At 60.8% G+C, this 17,051-nt stretch carries 19 protein-coding genes; 9 read left to right on the forward strand and 10 right to left on the reverse strand.

Annotation, left to right across the window (positions count from 1 at the left end):
- The first annotated feature begins 38 nt into the window (after positions 1–38).
- Positions 39–806 (forward strand): DODA-type extradiol aromatic ring-opening family dioxygenase, encoded by a 768-nt coding sequence (locus JFT85_RS07515; protein ID WP_073636946.1) that lies wholly within the window; start codon positions 39–41, stop codon positions 804–806.
- 123 nt (positions 807–929) lie between these two features.
- On the opposite strand, the gene JFT85_RS07520 is transcribed toward JFT85_RS07515, so the two are convergent.
- Entirely contained in the window at positions 930–2,603 is a 1,674-nt protein-coding gene (locus JFT85_RS07520) for a DEAD/DEAH box helicase (protein ID WP_053255160.1), read from the reverse strand.
- A gap of 423 nt (positions 2,604–3,026) precedes the next feature.
- Between JFT85_RS07520 and JFT85_RS07525 the strand changes: the two genes are divergently transcribed.
- Positions 3,027–3,818, forward strand: coding sequence for a crotonase/enoyl-CoA hydratase family protein (locus tag JFT85_RS07525; protein ID WP_053255159.1), 792 nt, complete (start codon positions 3,027–3,029; stop codon positions 3,816–3,818).
- A gap of 131 nt (positions 3,819–3,949) precedes the next feature.
- Here the strand turns inward: JFT85_RS07525 and JFT85_RS07530 are convergent, their stop codons facing one another.
- Positions 3,950–4,705 carry a spermidine synthase gene (locus JFT85_RS07530; protein WP_053255158.1) on the reverse strand — a complete coding sequence of 252 codons (756 nt, stop codon included), beginning with the start codon at positions 4,703–4,705 and terminating at the stop codon, positions 3,950–3,952.
- 124 nt (positions 4,706–4,829) lie between these two features.
- Between JFT85_RS07530 and JFT85_RS07535 the strand changes: the two genes are divergently transcribed.
- Positions 4,830–6,176, forward strand: a complete 1,347-nt coding sequence (locus JFT85_RS07535) for a class II 3-deoxy-7-phosphoheptulonate synthase (RefSeq protein ID WP_053255157.1) — start codon at positions 4,830–4,832, stop codon at positions 6,174–6,176.
- A 96-nt stretch (positions 6,177–6,272) separates the two neighbouring features.
- Here JFT85_RS07535 and JFT85_RS07540 read toward each other — a convergent pair whose 3' ends face one another.
- Positions 6,273–7,505 carry a winged helix-turn-helix domain-containing protein gene (locus JFT85_RS07540; protein ID WP_069552260.1) on the reverse strand — a complete coding sequence of 411 codons (1,233 nt, stop codon included), beginning with the start codon at positions 7,503–7,505 and terminating at the stop codon, positions 6,273–6,275.
- Between the two features lie 45 nt (positions 7,506–7,550).
- Positions 7,551–7,757 (reverse strand): DUF1127 domain-containing protein, encoded by a 207-nt coding sequence (locus tag JFT85_RS07545; protein ID WP_053255155.1) that lies wholly within the window; start codon positions 7,755–7,757, stop codon positions 7,551–7,553.
- A 70-nt stretch (positions 7,758–7,827) separates the two neighbouring features.
- Between JFT85_RS07545 and JFT85_RS07550 the strand changes: the two genes are divergently transcribed.
- Positions 7,828–8,709 carry a LysR family transcriptional regulator gene (locus JFT85_RS07550; protein ID WP_053255154.1) on the forward strand — a complete coding sequence of 294 codons (882 nt, stop codon included), beginning with the start codon at positions 7,828–7,830 and terminating at the stop codon, positions 8,707–8,709.
- Here JFT85_RS07550 and JFT85_RS07555 read toward each other — a convergent pair.
- Positions 8,699–9,448 (reverse strand): sulfite exporter TauE/SafE family protein, encoded by a 750-nt coding sequence (locus tag JFT85_RS07555; protein ID WP_053255153.1) that lies wholly within the window; start codon positions 9,446–9,448, stop codon positions 8,699–8,701. The genes JFT85_RS07550 and JFT85_RS07555 overlap by 11 nt on opposite strands.
- 108 nt (positions 9,449–9,556) lie before the next feature.
- Between JFT85_RS07555 and JFT85_RS07560 the strand changes: the two genes are divergently transcribed.
- The 3 genes from JFT85_RS07560 (at position 9,557) to JFT85_RS07570 (ending at position 11,661) form a co-directional block, all read left to right on the forward strand.
- Complete coding sequence (locus tag JFT85_RS07560; protein WP_053255358.1) at positions 9,557–10,507, forward strand: LysR family transcriptional regulator; 951 nt, start codon at positions 9,557–9,559, stop codon at positions 10,505–10,507.
- An 80-nt stretch (positions 10,508–10,587) separates the two neighbouring features.
- Entirely contained in the window at positions 10,588–11,040 is a 453-nt protein-coding gene (locus tag JFT85_RS07565) for a MarR family winged helix-turn-helix transcriptional regulator (protein ID WP_053255152.1), read from the forward strand.
- A gap of 201 nt (positions 11,041–11,241) precedes the next feature.
- Positions 11,242–11,661 carry an organic hydroperoxide resistance protein gene (locus JFT85_RS07570; protein ID WP_034126737.1) on the forward strand — a complete coding sequence of 140 codons (420 nt, stop codon included), beginning with the start codon at positions 11,242–11,244 and terminating at the stop codon, positions 11,659–11,661.
- 62 nt (positions 11,662–11,723) lie between these two features.
- On the opposite strand, the gene JFT85_RS07575 is transcribed toward JFT85_RS07570, so the two are convergent.
- Positions 11,724–12,296: an elongation factor P gene (locus JFT85_RS07575; protein ID WP_053255151.1), complete on the reverse strand. Its 573-nt coding sequence runs from the start codon at positions 12,294–12,296 to the stop codon at positions 11,724–11,726.
- Positions 12,297–12,345: 49 nt separating this feature from the next.
- Complete coding sequence (earP, locus tag JFT85_RS07580; RefSeq protein WP_069552258.1) at positions 12,346–13,479, reverse strand: elongation factor P maturation arginine rhamnosyltransferase EarP; 1,134 nt, start codon at positions 13,477–13,479, stop codon at positions 12,346–12,348.
- 132 nt (positions 13,480–13,611) lie between these two features.
- Here earP and JFT85_RS07585 point away from each other — a divergent pair, with 132 nt between their 5' ends.
- A complete protein-coding gene (locus JFT85_RS07585; RefSeq protein ID WP_053255149.1) occupies positions 13,612–13,980 on the forward strand; it encodes a hypothetical protein in 369 nt (122 codons plus the stop codon).
- 12 nt (positions 13,981–13,992) lie between these two features.
- Positions 13,993–14,475 carry a GreA/GreB family elongation factor gene (locus JFT85_RS07590; protein WP_053255148.1) on the forward strand — a complete coding sequence of 161 codons (483 nt, stop codon included), beginning with the start codon at positions 13,993–13,995 and terminating at the stop codon, positions 14,473–14,475.
- 5 nt (positions 14,476–14,480) lie between these two features.
- On the opposite strand, the gene cysB is transcribed toward JFT85_RS07590, so the two are convergent.
- The 3 genes from cysB to JFT85_RS07605 all read right to left on the reverse strand — a co-directional run bounded on the left by cysB (position 14,481) and on the right by JFT85_RS07605 (position 17,047).
- Complete coding sequence (gene cysB / locus JFT85_RS07595; RefSeq protein ID WP_003189876.1) at positions 14,481–15,455, reverse strand: HTH-type transcriptional regulator CysB; 975 nt, start codon at positions 15,453–15,455, stop codon at positions 14,481–14,483.
- Positions 15,456–15,558: 103 nt separating this feature from the next.
- A complete protein-coding gene (locus JFT85_RS07600) occupies positions 15,559–16,059 on the reverse strand; it encodes a universal stress protein (RefSeq protein WP_053255147.1) in 501 nt (166 codons plus the stop codon).
- Positions 16,060–16,129: 70 nt separating this feature from the next.
- Positions 16,130–17,047: a 5'-nucleotidase gene (locus tag JFT85_RS07605; protein ID WP_053255146.1), complete on the reverse strand. Its 918-nt coding sequence runs from the start codon at positions 17,045–17,047 to the stop codon at positions 16,130–16,132.
- Positions 17,048–17,051 lie beyond the last annotated feature (4 nt).

Genomic DNA, 17,051 nt, shown 5'->3' on the forward strand with positions numbered 1-17,051 from the left:
TTGAAGATGGGCCCATCTTAACGCTCAGGACCCCACTTATGCTCCCTAGCCTGTTTATCTCCCACGGCTCACCCATGCTTGCCCTGCAACCTGGCGCCAGCGGCCCGGCGTTGCGGCGTTTGGCGGCTGAACTGCCACGGCCCAAGGCGATTGTGGTGGTGTCCGCGCACTGGGAAAGCCAAACATTGCTGGTCAGCGGCAGCGCCGCCCCGGAAACCTGGCACGATTTCGGTGGTTTCCCCCGCGAACTGTTTGCCGTGCAATACCCAGCGCCGGGCGACCCGCAGTTGGCGGGTGAAATTGTCAACCTGCTCAAGGCTGACGGCCTGGATGCACAAATCGATGAGCGCCGGCCCTTCGACCACGGCACCTGGGTGCCGCTTTCGCTGATGTACCCGGCTGCGGATATTCCGGTCGTGCAAGTCTCGCTGCCCAGCCGTATGGGCCCGGCCCTGCAGACCCGAGTCGGCCACGCACTCGCGGGCTTGCGCGAGCAAGGCGTGCTGTTGATCGGTTCCGGCAGCATCACCCACAACCTCGGCGAGCTGAACTGGCACGCCGGGCCCGAGAGCATCGAGCCCTGGGCACGTGACTTCCGTGATTGGGTGGTGGCTAAGCTCGCCGCCAACGACGAAGCTGCCTTGCACGACTATCGCCGCCAGGCGCCCCATGCCGTGCGCAGCCATCCGAGCGATGAGCACCTGTTGCCGTTGTACTTTGCGCGTGGCGCCGGAGGCGATTTCAGCGTGGCGCATCAGGGGTTCACGATGGGCGCGCTGGGGATGGACATCTACCGTTTCGGCTAACAGAGATCTACAGGCAAGCCAGCTCCCACAGTTGATCGCGTAGTCGTCAATAAACACCCGGCAAAAAAAATCCCCGAACCAGTCGGGGATTTTTTATGTGCGATCAATCAGCCCAAGGGCGGATCAATCTTCGCGGTAGCGACGCAGCTTCAGCTGCTTACCGGCAACGCGCGTGTCTTTCAGCTTGGCCAGCAGTTTTTCCAGGCCGTCTTCCGGCAGCTCCACCAGGGAGAAGCTGTCACGGACCTGAATGCGACCGATCGCTTCACGTGCCAGGCCACCCTCGTTGAGGATAGCGCCCAGCAGGTTCTTGGCGGCGATGCCATCACGCGCGCCCAGCGCGGTACGGCAACGAGCACGGCCTTCAGCCAATGGAACCGGAGCGCGACGCTCACGATCACCACGGTCTGGACGGTCACCGGTACGCTCTGGACGATCACCGCGTGGCGCGTTGTTCGGAACCAGTGGGCGTTCTTTCTCGATGGCTGCCAGGGTCAGGGCCTGACCGTTGGTGGCTTTGCGCAGCAGAGCTGCAGCCAGGGCACGAGGGGTGCAACCGATATCGGCAGTCAGGCGGTCCAGCAGTTCGCCGTGGGTCGATTCAGCGTCAGCCACCAGCGGCGACAAGCTGTTGGTCAGTTTCTTGATGCGCGCATCGAGAACGGCCTGGGCATCCGGCAGGCGGACTTCGGCAACTTTCTGACCGGTAACACGCTCGATCACTTGCAGCATGCGGCGCTCACGTGGAGTCACCAGCAGCAGTGCACGACCTTCGCGACCGGCACGGCCGGTACGGCCGATACGGTGAACGTAGGACTCTGGGTCGTACGGCATGTCAACGTTGAACACGTGGGTGATACGTGGAACGTCGAGGCCACGGGCAGCAACGTCGGTCGCCACAACGATGTCCAGACGGCCATCCTTGAGGGAGTCGATCACGCGCTCACGTTGGTTCTGGGCAATGTCACCGTTCAGCGCAGCGGCTTTGTAGCCTTTGGCTTCCAGGGCACTGGCCAGGTCCAGGGTCGCTTGCTTGGTGCGCACGAACATGATCAGGGCGTCGAAGTCTTCAACTTCCAGCAGGCTCAATACAGCCGAGGTCTTCTGGTCAGCGTGAACCAACAGGTGAGCCTGTTCGATCGCGGTAACGGTCTGAGTCTTGGTCTGGATCTTCACGTGTTGCGGATCGCGCAGGTGGCGTTCGGCAATGGCACGGATCGACTGTGGCAGGGTCGCCGAGAACAGTACGGTCTGACGGGTCGGTGGCAGCGCCTTGAAGATGACTTCCAGGTCATCCATAAAGCCCAGCTTCAACATTTCGTCAGCTTCGTCCAGAACCAGGTGGTTCACGGTCGACAGCACTTTCTCGTCACGACGCAGGTGGTCGCACAGACGGCCCGGGGTGGCGACAACGATCTGTGCGCCGTTACGGATTGCTTTCAGTTGTGGGCCCATAGGCGCGCCGCCGTAAACGGCCACAACGGTTACGCCTGGCATTTGCTTGGCGTAGGTTTCAAAAGCGGTTGCTACTTGCAGCGCCAACTCACGGGTTGGCGCCAGGATCAGGGCTTGCGGCTCGCGCTTGGCAGGATCGATGCAATGCAGAATAGGCAGGGCGAACGCGGCGGTTTTACCGGTACCGGTTTGCGCCTGGCCAATCATGTCCTGGCCGGCCATGATGATTGGGATCGATTGCTGCTGAATAGCCGAAGGTTCTTCGTAGCCGGTCGCGATGACGGCAGCAAGAATGTTCGGGTTAAGATTAAAAGCGGCGAAGCCGCCGGTTTCCTGGGTCATGGGTCTGCCTCTAAGTGCATCCGCAAAGACCCATGCTCCAAAGCTGCGCATGCCGTGTTGAGACTCAAGAGTCGCCCTGGCTGCTTTGTCGGCGGGGATTTGCGAAAACGAATGAATGAAAAAGATTCGTCAAGGAAGAGTCCGCTGTGCGGACGTGCAGCCGAAGCTGACTTCGGGGAATTGCGCTACCTAAACGCGGCCCGGTTAAAGGCCGGCGCGCACTATACCGGAAATACCTGAAAAAGGGAGCTTTTTTTATCTGAAAGCGCCGATAAACCGCACTGCGTCAATGCCTTTGCAGATACGCGCGCCAGGGTCTATTTTTCAAAGGCCCGGCCCTGTTGGTCATAACACTTAAACGGTTCACCTCTCCATCAAGACCCTTCGGTCTGAAACCTTAACCAAGCCCTGAGGGCACACCCGATGAATCAAGCCAGCAGCCGTCGCGTCAGTCGTGAATTACAGGGCCATGTCCTGCTGTTGGGCCTGAACCGGGTGGAAAAGCGCAACGCCTTTGACCTGGAGTTGCTCAATGAGCTGAGCCTGGCTTACGGCGAATTTGATCGAAACGACGAGGCGCGGGTCGCCGTGGTGTTTGCCCACGGCGACCACTTCACCGCCGGGCTGGACCTGATCAATGTCAGCGGCGTGATGTCGGGCGGCTGGCAACCACCCCTGGGCGGGTGCGATCCGTGGGGTGTATTTGCCGGGCCCAGGGTCAGCAAACCGGTGATCGTCGCGGCTCAGGGTTACTGCTTGACTATCGGTATCGAGTTGATGCTCGCGGCGGATATCAATATTTGCGCGAGCAACACACGCTTTGCGCAGATGGAAGTACAGCGTGGGATCTTTCCGTTTGGCGGCGCGACACTGCGCTTTCATCAAGTGGCCGGCTGGGGCAATGCGATGCGCTGGTTGCTCACCGGCGATGAATTCGACGCGCATGAAGCCCTGCGTCTCGGGCTGGTGCAGGAAGTGATGGCCAGCGAAGACCTGCTGCCCCGTGCCATCGAGTTGGCCAGTCGCATTGCCCGCCAGGCGCCGCTGGGGGTGCAGGCGACGTTGATGTCGGCGCGCCAGGCGCGCATGCAAGGTGAAACCGTCGCGGCGGCAGGGTTGCAGGCGGTGGTGGAGAAATTGTTGAACAGTGAGGATGCCAAAGAAGGTGTGCGGGCGATGGTTGAGAAGCGGCCGGGGGTGTTTAAAGGAATTTGAGCACCTTGATTTAGCAGTCGACAGTGCTGGCCTCTTCGCGAGCAAGCCCGCGCCCCCGTTTGTACGCGTACATCCTTTGGAATGCGGTCGAGCGGGAGCGGGCTTGCTCGTGAAGGCGTCGGAACAGGCAACTAAGTCGCCGGCCGAATCGCCTTGATCAACGCCTGCAACGAATACCCCAACCGCGGCGCCAACGCCTCGGCGCGCGCCGTGAGGGCACCCAGATCAAGCGCCTGATCCAGCTCCGAAGGCACCAGCAGAATCACATTGCCCTCCTTCACCGGCAGCTCCCAGTAATGCCGGTGATACAACCCGCGCAGCAAGGCTGCGCCCAGCGGTTTGCCGTCGTCGGTGGCCCATTGGTTGATCACCAGCCAGCCACCCGGGTTGAGTTTCTTTTGGCAGTTTTCCAGGAAGGTCCAGGCCAGATGCCCGACGCCCGGGCCAACATCCGTATACAAGTCGACGAAAATCAGGTCGGCCGGCTCGGCGGTGTCGAGCAATTGCAGGGCGTCACCAATGCGGATGTACAAGCGCGGGTCGTCATCCAGCCCCAGGTACTCAATGGCCAGGCGTGGCACATCCGGGCGCAGCTCGATGGCTTCGACGTCTTCCAGCGGCAGGAACTTGAGGCACGCCTGGGTCAGCGTGCCGGCGCCAAGGCCCAGGAACAGCGCGCTCTCCGGCTGCTCATGGCACAACGCACCGATCAACATGGCGCGGGTGTAGTCGTACTCCAGCCAGCTGGGGTCGGCGGTAAATACGCAGCTTTGCTCGATGGCATCGCCAAACTCGAGAAACCGGTAGTCGGCCACTTCGAGCACACGGATCATGCCGAAATCATCATGGACTTCGGCCAGCAGGCGCTCGACACGCTCCTCGGTCATCACTACTCCTAATGGGTTTACCGCACGGCAAAGGCGCGATTGTCGGCCAAGCGGCGGCAACAGGTCACGCACTAATTGCTGATAACATTGGTGCCCGACCGTCAATCAACCAATCGAGTTCACGATGAGCCAACCCTGGAGCCCCGACAGCTGGCGCGCCCTGCCGATCCAGCAACAACCCCAGTACCCGGACGCTGCACACTTGCTGCACGTGGAGCAGAACCTGGCCAGCTACCCGCCACTGGTGTTTGCCGGGGAAGCCCGCGAGTTGCGCCGTCAGTTTGCCGAAGTAACCCAGGGCCGCGCGTTCCTGTTGCAGGGCGGCGACTGCGCCGAGAGCTTCGCCGAGTTCTCGGCGGCAAAAATCCGCGACACCTTCAAGGTGCTGCTGCAGATGGCGATCGTGATGACCTTCGCCGCCGGCTGCCCGGTGGTGAAAGTCGGGCGCATGGCCGGCCAGTTCGCCAAGCCGCGCTCGGCCAACGATGAAACCATCGACGGCATTACTCTGCCCGCCTACCGCGGCGACATCGTCAACGGCATCGGTTTCGACGAAAAAAGCCGCGTGCCGGACCCCGACCGCCTGCTGCAGTCCTATCACCAGTCCACCGCCACGCTGAACCTGCTGCGCGCGTTTGCCCAGGGCGGTTTTGCCGACCTGCATCAAGTGCACAAATGGAACCTGGACTTCATCGCCAACTCCGCACTGGCCGAGAAGTACAGCCAACTGGCGGACCGCATCGACGAAACCCTGGCCTTCATGCGCGCCTGCGGCATGGACAGCTCACCGCAGCTGCGCGAAACCAGCTTCTTCACCGCCCACGAAGCGCTGCTGCTCAACTATGAACAGGCCTTCGTGCGCCGCGACAGCCTGACCAACGACTACTACGATTGCTCGGCCCACATGTTGTGGATCGGCGACCGCACCCGTCAGTTGGACGGTGCCCACGTCGAATTCCTGCGCGGGGTGAACAACCCGATTGGCGTCAAGGTCGGCCCGAGCATGAACCCGGAGGACCTGATCCGTCTGATCGACATCCTCAACCCGGACAACGACCCCGGCCGCCTCAACCTGATCGCGCGCATGGGCGCCGGCAAGGTCGGCGACCACCTGCCCAACCTGATCCGCGCCGTACAGCGCGAAGGCAAGCAGGTGCTGTGGAGTTCGGACCCGATGCACGGCAACACCATCAAGGCCAGCAGCGGCTACAAGACCCGCGACTTTGCGCAGATTCTGGGTGAGGTGAAGGAGTTCTTCCAGGTGCATCAGGCCGAGGGCTCGTATGCCGGCGGGATTCACATCGAGATGACCGGGCAGAACGTTACCGAATGCATCGGCGGCGCACGGCCGATCACCGAAGACGGCTTGTCGGACCGCTACCACACCCATTGCGACCCACGGATGAATGCCGACCAGTCGCTGGAACTGGCGTTTCTGATTGCCGAGACGTTGAAACAAGTCAAACGCTGAGAGATTGACTCGACCGGTCGCGCCATCGCGGGCGCGCCCGGCGCCCACCTTCAACCGCGTACTCCTGTCGGCGTCGGGCTTGCCCGCGATGGCGCGCTAAAGGCCACTGTCCACGTCGAGCATGGCTGCTCTTAACCGCGCAGCACTCGGCCGCTGGCAATTGAGCTGGACCTGTTCCAACCCCAGCCAGTCAGCCATTTGCCGCAGGTTCAACGCCAACGCCTGCATCCCGGCGTCGTCCAGCCCCGGCGCCTCTTCGTGTACCGCATGCACCGCCAAGCGCCCGTTGGCGCGTTCGGCGCGCAGGTCCACGCGCGCAGCAATGCGCTCGTTGTGTAAAAACGGCAGCACGTAGTAGCCGTACACCCGCTTTGCCTGCGGGGTGTAGATTTCCAGCCGATAGCGAAAATCGAACAGCCGCTCAGTGCGGCTGCGCTCCCAGATCAGCGAATCGAAGGGCGACAGCAACGCACTGGCCGGCACCGTGCGGGGCACTTTCGGCTCAGGCAGGCAGTACGCCGGCTGCTTCCAGCCTTGCACCCGGCACGCCAGCAACTGCTCGTCCTCGACCAACTCGGCCAATCGGCTGCGGCTGTCGGCGGGGTCCAGGCGGAAATAATCACGCAGGTCCTTTTCAGTGGCCACCCCCAATGCCTTCGCACTGTGCAGCAGCAAGCCGCGCTGGGCCTCAGCTTCGCTCAAGGGGGATTGTTGAAGGATGCCGACGGGGATGACCCGCTCGGGCAAATCGTAGAGCCGCTCAAAACCACGTCGCCCTGCGACGGTGACCAGGCCGGCGGCGAACAGCCATTCCAGTGCGTGTTTTTCATCACTCCAATCCCACCAAGGGCCGGCACGCTCTTCACGGGTGGACAAGCTGCCCGCGCCCAACGCGCCCCGCTCCTCGACGGCCTGCAGGACGCGATGAACAGTGGCTTGCTGCTCACGCCCAAAACGCGCCATCTGCGCATAGATCCCCTGCCCCAGCTTTGCCCGTTCCATGCGCCAGCGCATCAACGGGTACAGCGCCATTGGCAGCAAAGAGGCCTCATGGCCCCAGTATTCAAATAGCGAACGCCGCCGCCCTTGGCTCCAGGCGGCGTCTTCAAGAAGCAAAGGGGCGTAATCACCCAGGCGGGAAAACAGCGGCAGATAATGCGAGCGCACTACCGCATTGACCGAATCGATCTGTAACACGCCCAAGCGATCAATCACCCGGTTGAGGTGCGCAGCCTTGATCACCGCTGGCGCCTGGCGCCCGGAAAAACCCTGGGCCACCAGCGCCATGCGTCGAGCTTGCTTGAGTGAAAAACACAGGTCGACGGGCATGGGATTCTCCGTATGGGCGCGCCGACTACACTACTGCATCCTGGGTCATTTTCGCAGCGGGTCTTGCCAGAAAGGCAGGTGGCGATCCTGCTCCACATCGCCACGATTGAGCCCGATGTCCTTGAGTGCGTCATCACTCAAGCTCGCCAGCACCTGACGCTCGTGGTGCAGTGCCTGCCAACGGGCCACCACCTGAAACAGCCCGAAAAACGGACGTTTCGTCATCAACACAAAACCTTTCTGACCTTTCATCTTCTCGCCCTCCAGTGGGGATGACGAGAGTGTGTGCCTGGCCTTATGATCAATCCAACGAATGTTTCTTATGCAATACATCTCGGAGATTGATCAATTGTCCGACTACCCGAGCATCGACACCGACGTGCTGCGTACCTTCGTCGCCATCGCCGACCAGGGCGGTTTTACCCGGGCCGGCGAGCTGGTCAATCGCACGCAATCAGCGGTGAGCATGCAGATGAAGCGCCTGGAAGAAGACGTGCTGCAACGCAAACTGTTCGAACGCGACGGCCGCCAGGTGCGGCTGACGCCCGAAGGCCAAGTGCTGCTCGGTTATGCGCGGCGCATCCTGAAGCTGCACAGTGAGGTGTTCAACACGCTGCGCGAACCGCACATGGTCGGGTTGGTACGTATCGGTACGCCAGACGACTACGTGATGCGTTATCTGCCGGGCATCCTCAAACGGTTTTCCAAAGCCTACCCGTTGATCCAGATCGAAATGCACTGCGAATCGTCATTGGTATTGATGCAGCGCCGCGATCTGGCCCTCACCGTGATCAGCCGGGAGCCCGGGAGTGAAATCGGCGAACTGTTGCGCAATGAGCGCATGGTCTGGGTGGCGGCGCCGTGCTTCTGTGTGGACGAGCATGAGTCGCTGCCATTGGCTATTTCCGGGGTGGACAGCTTCTGCACCCACTGGACTCGCTCTGCCCTCGAATCCATTGGGCGCGACTATCGCCTGGCCTATCACAGCTCCAACGGGGCGGCGATCCAGGCGGTGGTCAGCGCAGGCCTGGCAGTCACCGTCAGCATGGAAAGCCTGGTGACAGACGACCTGCGGGTACTGGGCAGTGACGAGGGATTTCCACCGCTGCCGTCGGTTAATTTGCGCCTGCTGCGCAACCCGGCCATGACCTCGCCGATAACCGAATGCCTGGCCGAGTACATCCTTGAAGGCTTCAAACTTTAAAGGTGAGCATCACCGCGCACACCGCCAGAAAACCGCAAAACAAGCCGCGCAGTACCCGTTCCGGCAGCGCGTGGGCAACTTTCACGCCCCAACTGATACTCAGCAGGCCACCCACCGCCAGTGGAACACCGATCATCCAGTCCACCTCGTGGTGCCAGGCGTAGGTGACCAGGGTGACGCTGGTGCTGGGCAACGCCAGGGCCAGGGACAAGCCTTGGGCGACCACCTGAGTGGTGCCGAACAGGCTGGTCAACACCGGCGTGGCCACCACCGCGCCGCCCACACCAAACAAACCGCCCATGGAGCCCGACGCGGCACCCAGCACGCCGAGCCATGGCCAGGAATACCGCATCTGCGCCGTCGGCGGCGCATTCCGGGTGAACATGCGCAGCAGGTTGTACGCTGACAACGTCAGCAAGAACGCGATAAAACCGATGCGCATGGCGCCGGCATCCAGGCCGACCGCCCAGATCGAGCCGAGCCAGGCAAAGCTGAAGCCCATGACACCCAACGGTAACGCGTGACGCAGTTCGATACGGTTGCGCTGGTGGTAACGCCACAGGGCCAACATGACGTTAGGCACCACCATCACCAGCGCGGTGCCTTGGGCAAGCTGTTGATCGAGACCGAACAGCACGCCGAGTACCGGGATCGCAATCAACCCGCCACCAATGCCGAACAGACCGCCCACGGTGCCGAGGGCCGCGCCCAATACCAGATACATCGCTAGATCCAACACCGCTCATTACTCCAGAAGCCCAGGCCTCGCATGCTACGCAGTCGGCTCTGGCGCGCAAAGGCACAGCAACGCACAATGGCTGTGCCAATCTCGCATAAGCGCTTGCCCATGAACCCGAATGCCCTGACCGATCAACTCGGCCTGTTTCTCGATGTACTGGAGACCGGCAGTTTTTCCGCCGCCGCCCGCCGGCATCCGCTGACCCCTTCGGCAGTGGCCCGACGCATCGACAGCCTGGAAAATTCGGTGGGCAGCCGCTTGTTTCAGCGCAGCACCCACGCCGTGGTGCCGACCCCGGCGGGCCTGGCCTTCGCGGAGCGAGCGCGGCGAATCGTCAGCGAGTTGCAGTTGGCGCGTGCCGAGGCGGTGTCATTGAGCCATGCGCCAGAAGGCTTGATTCGTGTGGACGCCCCGGCCGCGTTCGGACGACGGCACTTGGCGCCGGTGATTGCCGACTTTTTGAAGGTGTACCCGGGGCTCGACGTGCACCTGCATTTGATCGACAGCTTCGTCGATATGCAGGGCGCCCATCTGGGCAAGGTCGACCTGGTGCTGCGCGCCGGGCATATCGTCGACACCCGCCTGATCGCCACGCCCTTGGCCAGCATCGTGCGTATCGCCTGCGCCAGCCCGGCGTACTTGAAAAGTCGTGGCACGCCGACCCATCCCAGCGAGCTGAGTGAACATGACGGCCTCGACTGGGACGGCCTGGCGCCGATGTTCGCCTGGCGCTTTGAACTGGATGGGCGCCGCGCCACTTATCGCCCACGGCGCATTCGCATGAGTGCCAATAATGCCGAAGCGCTGCTCTCGGGCGCGCTCGCCGGGCTGGGTATTGCGCATTTGCCGACCTGGCTGGCCAGTGAATACCTGGTGCGGGGTGAACTGCTACCACTGTTTTGCGAAGACGGCCTACCCAGCCCGGAAACCACCGGCATCTACGCGCTGCGCCTGGAACAACAGGCCAATGCGCGTAGTCGGTTGTTGCTGGAATACCTCAAGTCGCGCTTCAGCCCCGTGCCACCGTGGGATCTGGCACTGCAAAGCGGCCTGGTCTGAGCACTCGGCCAGAATTATCTGGCGCATTAAAGATTTGCCCGCTAGATTCCAGCCCAGACACGCTTTTTCGAGGCACCGCCATGAGCAAAAACCCCGCCCCTTGCCAAGCATTGATGCTGGACAACCAGCTGTGCTTCGCCCTGCACTCCACCTCGCTGCTGATGACCAAGGTCTACAAGCCGTTGCTGCAAGCCCTTGGCCTGACCTATCCGCAGTACCTGGCCATGATGGTGCTGTGGGAAGAAGATGGTTTGACCGTGGGCGAAATCAGCAGTCGCTTGCTGACCGATCCGGGCTCACTGACCCCCTTGCTCAAGCGCCTGGAAGCCGAAGGCCTGCTCAGCCGCACCCGCAGCCGTGAAGATGAGCGCGTGGTCGTAGTGGAGCTCACCGCCACCGGCCGTGCATTGCAAGACAAAGCCATGGGAATCCCGCACTGCATCCTCGGCGCCAGCGGCCTGGAGCTGGAGCAGTTGCGCAAGCTGCAAAGCGATTTGATTGCGTTGCGCAGAAATCTGCAGGCTAACGTCTGAGGCGATAGACCAAACGCCAACTCCCCCCTGTGGGAGTTGGCTTGCCTGCTCGCACATTTGTTTGTGCCGTGTGCCAATGGGTCAACCCGTGCAAAATTTTTTGTAATTTATCTTGCGCGCTAAACATTAGCGCTATACATTTGCCTCACCAACTACTTAGCGCGCAAATATTTAGCGCTAACAAACCAAGAGGACGACACCATGCAAACTCTCTATACCGCAGTAGCTACCGCCACCGGCGGCCGTGATGGTCGTGCGGTTTCCAGCGACAACATCCTCGACGTCAAACTGTCCACCCCCAAAGAACTGGGCGGTGCCGGCGGCCAGGCCACCAACCCTGAACAACTGTTTGCTGCCGGCTACTCGGCCTGCTTTATCGGCGCCCTGAAGTTTGTCGCCAGCCAGACCAAGCGCAAAATCCCGGATGACGCTTCGATCACCGCCCACGTCGGCATTGGTCAAATCCCCGGTGGTTTCGGCCTGGACATCGACCTGCACGTGAGCCTGCCGGGCCTGGCCCAAGATGACGCGCAAAGCCTGGTCGATGCCGCCCACCAAGTCTGCCCGTACTCCAACGCCACCCGTGGCAACGTCGATGTGCGTTTGCACGTGACGGTCTGATAAATAGACGCCCATAAAAAAACCCGACGCCAGGTCGGGTTTTTTGTATCGCGGAGCCAGAATTACTTCTTGGCGCGACCTTTGTACGAACCACCTTCACGGGTGTCGATCTCGATCATGTCGTCGATTTCGATGAAATCAGCAACTTGCAGCTCGGTACCGTTAGCCAGTTTGGCAGGCTTCATCACCTTGCCCGAAGTGTCGCCGCGAGCGGAACCTTCGGTGTAGGCAACTTTACGCACGATGGTGGTCGGCAGCTCTACGGAAACCAGACGGTCTTCGAAGAAGATCGCTTCGCAGACGTCTTCCATACCTTCTTCGATGAACGGCAGAACGGCTTCGATATCTTCAGCGTTCAGCTCGTACATGGTGTAGTCGGTGGTGTCCATGAACGTGTAGGTGTCGCCGCTGATGAAGGACAGGGTCGCTTCTTTGCGGTCGAGGATCACGTCTTCCAGTTTGTCATCGGCGCTGTAGACGATCTCGGTCTTGTAGCCGGTCAGCAGGTTCTTCAGCTTGGTCTTCATGATTGCGCTGTTACGACCAGACTTGGTGAACTCAGCTTTCTGAACCAACCAAGGGTCGTTTTCGAGCTTGATGACGGTACCGGGTTTCAGCTCTTTACCAGTTTTCATTGCGTATATCCGAAATTTGGATGGGATTTACAAAAATCAAGGTGGCGTATCATATCCAACTTTCATAAAACTGTACCAGCGCCGTAGCAAGATCGGCCTGCAAGCCTTGTTCCAGACACCACGTTTGCGCGTGGTGGTGCACCTCCGGCCAGTGTTCCATGAGCATTTTCCACGCCTGTGTCATATCGCCATCAGCGTTCCAGGCTTGCCACAGGGTCACGACAGCGACCTTGGCGGCGGGCGATAAGGCGGCGGTGTAGAGCGTCAGGAAAGCATCGAGCTTGTCCAGATGGATGTCTTCGTCCTGGCGGTAGATGTGCCAGAGCAACGGCCGCCCGGCCCATTGGGCACGCACGAACGAGTCTTCGCCGCGCACGGCGTTGAAGTCGCAGCACCACAGCAGGCGGTCATATTGCTCCTGCCGTACGAACGGCAGTACCTGCACGGTCAGGGCAGCACGTTGATGGATATCCCCGACCGCCAGCCCTTCCACACCGAGCCAACGCTGTACGTCGCCGAGGATGCGCCCTTCCGGAACCAATAGATGAGTGGCACGCCCGTCCGTCGCCAATACGTCCAGCCAACTGGCGAGCCCGGCATTTTCATAGGCAAACAACGACATCAGCCGCGCACCCGCTACCGGAACGATGCCCATCGACTGCAGGAATTGGTGTTGCGCTGCGCCGTCTTGCTGAAATGCCTGACGCTGCTCCAATAACCCGCATTCGCGTAACAGCCCGCCCGTGCCCGGACGAAAGCCTGGGAAGAAGAAGTACTTCTGCACGCCCTTGAACTTCACCGACGGCAAGCGATGGCACCCCACCACCCAGTCTTCAGCGCTGAGGTAATCCAGGTTCATCCACAACGGCGTGCGCTCCCGCGTGGCCATGGCTTCCATATAATCGGCCGGCAGCTGGCAGGCGAAAGCGGCAATCACCACATCGGCAGAGGGCGTGTCGTGCCACTGCGCCGGCCAATGGCGAACCTCCACACCCTCTTGCCATTGCTGGTCCAGGTGCACATCAATCTCGGGGCACATGCGCTCGAAGGCGCGCAGGTCATCGACCCACAAACGCACTTCGCAGCGATGCTCCACCACCAATTGCCGGGCCAGGCGCCAGGTCACGCCGATGTCGCCGTAGTTGTCGACGACGCTGCAAAAAATATCCCAGCGGGCTTTCATTCCGGGCTCCAACGATCAAAGGCTCGATTGTCCGCATAAATGCGCGGATGCAGAAGGCTTGATCGCGATTATTCTGCACAGTGGCTGTGCGACAATCGCCGTCACGCCGTCAATGCCTGCCAGGAGGCCATCATGTCTGATCGTCCGTTATCGCTGTTCAAGCTCAGTATGGCTGTGGCTTTTGGCCTGTGGCTTGGCTTTATCGCCATTGGGCTGACCGCCTGGCTGGCATCGCGCTACGTGTTTGTGCAAACCCTGGCGCCGGTTGCTCAGGCGGTTCAGCAATTGGGCAAGCCTGCGGTGGTTGCGCCGGAGCCACCGAACCGCATGTTTGAGCAGTACCAGGAGAACCTGCGCAAGCAGGAACAACAGCAAAGCCTGGACCAGGCGCGCAACAACGCGCGCAACCTGTCCAACCCCAAATGCCAGTTCTGGCTACAGCAGGACCAGAACGCCCCCACTGAAAAGAGCAAGGCGAACGTCCTGCAATTTTGCGAATGATCAAACACAGCCATGAATAAACACGCCGTCCACCAGTTGGTCCTGGAAAAGCTCTCCGTCGACCTCGACATCGCCCAACGCGCCGCGCAGACCGCCTACGAAACCGCGACCCACGAAGAAAACATTGCGGAAAACAAGTACGACACCCTGGGGCTGGAAGCTTCCTACCTGGCGGCTGGGCAGGCCAAGCGCGTCGAGGAAATCAAGCAGGCGCTGACGCTGTGCCACACCCTGCAACTGCGCGCTTATGATGATCAGCGCGGCATAGAAGTCGGTGCACTACTGGGTCTGGAAGACGAGAACGGTCGCCAACAGTGGCTGTTCCTGGCGCCGGATGCAGCCGGCTTGAAAGTCGATGTGGTGGGGCAACCGGTAACCGTCATCACCCCGCGTTCACCTCTGGGCAAAAGCCTGCTGGGCAAGTTCGAAGGGGATGAGGTGGAGATTCTGGTGGCAGGCGCTCGGCAACACTTTACGGTTACCGAGGCCAAATAAACCACTCAGTGGACGGGCAATTCCACGCCGTCGAAGAGCTCTTCCAGTTCCTGCTTGTTGTGGCACTGGATCGCCTTGGCCATGACTTCGCGGGTCAAATGTGGGGCGAATTTCTCGATGAAATCGCACATGAAACCGCGCAGGAATGTGCCACGGCGGAAGCCGATCTTGGTCACGCTGGATTCAAACAACTCGCTGGCGTCGAGTACTACCAGGTCTTTGTCGAGGTTGGTGTCGACCGCCATCTTGGCGACGATGCCGACGCCCAGACCGAGGCGCACGTAAGTCTTGATCACGTCGGCGTCGGCGGCGGTGAACACTACTTTCGGCGTGAGGCCGCGGTGGCTGAAGGCTTCGTCGAGCTTGGAACGGCCGGTAAAGCCAAACACGTAAGTCACGATCGGGTATTCAGCCAGGGCTTCCAGGGTCAGCTTCGGCAGCTTCGCCAGCGGGTGCCCCTGGGGCACGACCACGCAACGGTTCCAGCGGTAGCACGGCATCATCACCAGGTCACCAAACAGCTCCAGGGCTTCGGTGGCAATGGCGAAGTCAACGGTGCCATCAGCGGCCATCTCGGCGATCTGCATCGGCGAACCCTGGTGCATGTGCAGGGCCACGTCGGGGTACTGCTTGATGAAATCGCGGATCACCGGCGGCAACGCATAACGCGCCTGGGTGTGAGTGGTGGCGATCGACAGGGTGCCTTTCTTCTCGTTGGAGAATTCCTGGGCAATCTGCTTGATGCTTTCGACTTTACGCAGGATCTCGCCGGCGGTGGTGATGATGCGCTCGCCAGCCGGGGTGACGCGGGTCAGGTGCTTGCCGCTGCGCGCGAATACTTCGACGCCCAGCTCGTCTTCGAGCAGGCGGATCTGCTTGCTGATACCGGGTTGCGAGGTGTAGAGGCTTTGAGCGGTAGCGGAAACGTTGAGGTCGTGGTGCGCCACTTCCCAGATGTAGCGCAGTTGTTGAAGCTTCATAGATGTCCCTCAAAGCAAATAGACGCCACGGGTATCAGCGACGGTATATAACTATATTAAAGGTCAGACGGATAAATCTAGAACTTTTTATCGTTTTCACCGATCAACTGTCATCACTGCGCCGACGCTGCAACGACGGCACCATGTAAACCGGCACTGTCGCCAGTTGCAGCACCCTCGCTGCTGTGCGCCCCAGCGGTGTGGCGGCGGCGGTTGCATGGCTGTGACTACCTACGATCAACAGGTCGACGGAAAGTTTACGCAGCTGGTCGAGAATCACTTCGCACGGGTCGCCCTGAATCACCCGCACCGACTGAATCAACTTCAAGTCTTGCTCGCCGTCCCCCAACTCCTCGCGAAAACTGTCCAGTACCCGCTGCTCGATCGACGCCATGACCGTGTTAAGCCCCTGGCTCTGCCATTCACTCAAGGCCTGCTCATCAAGGTAGCTCTGCAACACCGATTCGGCGAACAGCCCAATCGGCTCGACCACATGGATCACATACAAATCCGCCTTGAACGTTCGGGCCAGCGCCAGCGCGTGTTGCATCACATAGGGCGCATACAGACCGAGGTCCGTGGCATACAGCATCGAACGAATCATAGAACCTCCTGGACTGCCAGGATGGCGGCGATTGAATGAGCTTAGCAGCGCCTTGACGACTTCGGCTGACTTAGCGCTCGGTGTGGATTTTCAACTCATTACTGATGCCATGGGGCACATGCCCGGTGGCCACCACTTCCCGGGCTTTCTCACAATGACCGGCCTGGTCATCGAAAAACACGTCGGCGGCGAACGCCTCCAGAAAGGCGGATTTCTCCAGGCCGCCGAGGAACAGCGACTCGTCCAAACGGATATCCCATTCACGCAAGGTGCGAATCACGCGCTCATGGGAGGGCGCCGAACGCGCCGTCACCAGCGCCGTGCGGATCGGGCATGCATCATCCGCGAACTCACGCTGCAACAGGTTGAGCGCCGCCAGGAAACCCTTGAACGGGCCGCCGTGCAGAGGCTGGCGCGCCGACTCGCGCTCGCTGGCCTGGAACGCTGCCAGCCCGCCGGCCTGGTACACCCGCTCCGACTCATCGGAAAACAGCACCGCATCGCCGTCGAACGCAATCCGCAGTTCTTCACTCGATGCCCGACGCGCACCGCCCGACAGAATCGTCGCCGCCGCAAAGCCGGCGTCGAGTGCGCTGCGCACGTCTTCAGCATGGGTCGAAAGAAACAGATGGCAACCGAATGCAGCCAAATAAGGATAGGGACTACGCCCGCCGACGAAAGCAGCGCGGGAAATATCCAGACCGTAATGCTGGATCGAATTGAACACTCGCAAGCCGGTATCGGCACTGTTGCGCGACACCAGGACGACCTCGACACGCGCACGCCCCAGGCTGGCGTTAAGACTGAGCAACTTCTTGACGAGTGGGAACGCGTCGCCGGGCTCCAGGGTTTCTTCCTCGTGTTCGATCTGGTATTTGCGGTAAGCCTCCACACCTTCGGCCAAGTAGACCTTGTGGCTGTCGCTCAGGTCGAACAGCGCCCGCGACGAAATCGCCAGCACCAACTTGTCGCCCAATCCCTTTGCCATGGTG

It is taken from the genome of Pseudomonas sp. TH04, from assembly GCF_016651355.1.
Lineage (GTDB): Bacteria > Pseudomonadota > Gammaproteobacteria > Pseudomonadales > Pseudomonadaceae > Aquipseudomonas > Aquipseudomonas fluorescens.

What these genes read in the sequence shown, in the direction of transcription:
- JFT85_RS07515 (WP_073636946.1), top strand. Translation starts at nt 39, where the DNA reads ATGCTCCCTAGCCTGTTTATCTCCCACGGCTCACCCATGCTTGCCCTG.
- JFT85_RS07520 (WP_053255160.1), bottom strand. Translation starts at nt 2,603, where the DNA reads ATGACCCAGGAAACCGGCGGCTTCGCCGCTTTTAATCTTAACCCGAAC.
- JFT85_RS07525 (WP_053255159.1), top strand. Translation starts at nt 3,027, where the DNA reads ATGAATCAAGCCAGCAGCCGTCGCGTCAGTCGTGAATTACAGGGCCAT.
- JFT85_RS07530 (WP_053255158.1), bottom strand. Translation starts at nt 4,705, where the DNA reads ATGACCGAGGAGCGTGTCGAGCGCCTGCTGGCCGAAGTCCATGATGAT.
- JFT85_RS07535 (WP_053255157.1), top strand. Translation starts at nt 4,830, where the DNA reads ATGAGCCAACCCTGGAGCCCCGACAGCTGGCGCGCCCTGCCGATCCAG.
- JFT85_RS07540 (WP_069552260.1), bottom strand. Translation starts at nt 7,505, where the DNA reads ATGCCCGTCGACCTGTGTTTTTCACTCAAGCAAGCTCGACGCATGGCG.
- JFT85_RS07545 (WP_053255155.1), bottom strand. Translation starts at nt 7,757, where the DNA reads ATGAAAGGTCAGAAAGGTTTTGTGTTGATGACGAAACGTCCGTTTTTC.
- JFT85_RS07550 (WP_053255154.1), top strand. Translation starts at nt 7,828, where the DNA reads ATGCAATACATCTCGGAGATTGATCAATTGTCCGACTACCCGAGCATC.
- JFT85_RS07560 (WP_053255358.1), top strand. Translation starts at nt 9,557, where the DNA reads ATGAACCCGAATGCCCTGACCGATCAACTCGGCCTGTTTCTCGATGTA.
- JFT85_RS07565 (WP_053255152.1), top strand. Translation starts at nt 10,588, where the DNA reads ATGAGCAAAAACCCCGCCCCTTGCCAAGCATTGATGCTGGACAACCAG.
- JFT85_RS07570 (WP_034126737.1), top strand. Translation starts at nt 11,242, where the DNA reads ATGCAAACTCTCTATACCGCAGTAGCTACCGCCACCGGCGGCCGTGAT.
- JFT85_RS07575 (WP_053255151.1), bottom strand. Translation starts at nt 12,296, where the DNA reads ATGAAAACTGGTAAAGAGCTGAAACCCGGTACCGTCATCAAGCTCGAA.
- earP (WP_069552258.1), bottom strand. Translation starts at nt 13,479, where the DNA reads ATGAAAGCCCGCTGGGATATTTTTTGCAGCGTCGTCGACAACTACGGC.
- JFT85_RS07585 (WP_053255149.1), top strand. Translation starts at nt 13,612, where the DNA reads ATGTCTGATCGTCCGTTATCGCTGTTCAAGCTCAGTATGGCTGTGGCT.
- JFT85_RS07590 (WP_053255148.1), top strand. Translation starts at nt 13,993, where the DNA reads ATGAATAAACACGCCGTCCACCAGTTGGTCCTGGAAAAGCTCTCCGTC.
- cysB (WP_003189876.1), bottom strand. Translation starts at nt 15,455, where the DNA reads ATGAAGCTTCAACAACTGCGCTACATCTGGGAAGTGGCGCACCACGAC.
- JFT85_RS07600 (WP_053255147.1), bottom strand. Translation starts at nt 16,059, where the DNA reads ATGATTCGTTCGATGCTGTATGCCACGGACCTCGGTCTGTATGCGCCC.
- JFT85_RS07605 (WP_053255146.1), bottom strand. Translation starts at nt 17,047, where the DNA reads ATGGCAAAGGGATTGGGCGACAAGTTGGTGCTGGCGATTTCGTCGCGG.